This is a genomic window from Colwellia sp. BRX10-9 (assembly GCF_014077405.1).
Lineage (GTDB): Bacteria > Pseudomonadota > Gammaproteobacteria > Enterobacterales > Alteromonadaceae > Colwellia_A.
The window spans coordinates 1-429 of record NZ_JACGVV010000109.1; the positions used below are offsets into that span (position 1 = coordinate 1).

A 429-nucleotide genomic window follows, 5' to 3' on the forward strand; every position below is an offset into this window, starting at 1 on the left:
TGCCCGCATATACCAACTGATATCGATTAAGCGCTGTTTATAGACTTGTGCTGTTTCTTCAACCATTTCCATTTCGAATGGGGTTAATGTAGTTAATGATTGCTCTTGTTGAAATTGACGGGTCAACAGGGTGCCTTTAAACAACTTATGCCAACGGGACAGTACCTCGAGCGTCGTCCAGTTGTTAACTTGTTCACTATTAACATGAAGGACTAAATGTAAGTGATTATTCATGACAGCGTGAGCACAAATATCAATAGCAAACACCTGAGATAATGTAAAAATGCGCTGTTCAATCCAATGACGCCTGTGCTCATAACTGACACCGGTTTCTTTATCAACACCACATAAAAAGGCTTTGCGAACGGTTTGACTGCAAATATGATAATACGGCGTATCAGATAAACTAATTTGTTGTGAACGAGGCTT

At 39.9% G+C, this 429-nt stretch carries 1 pseudogene; it reads right to left on the bottom strand.

What is annotated here, in order from left to right:
• Window positions 1–429 (bottom strand): annotated as a pseudogene (locus tag H4J69_RS19685) (transposase); the annotation flags it as partial.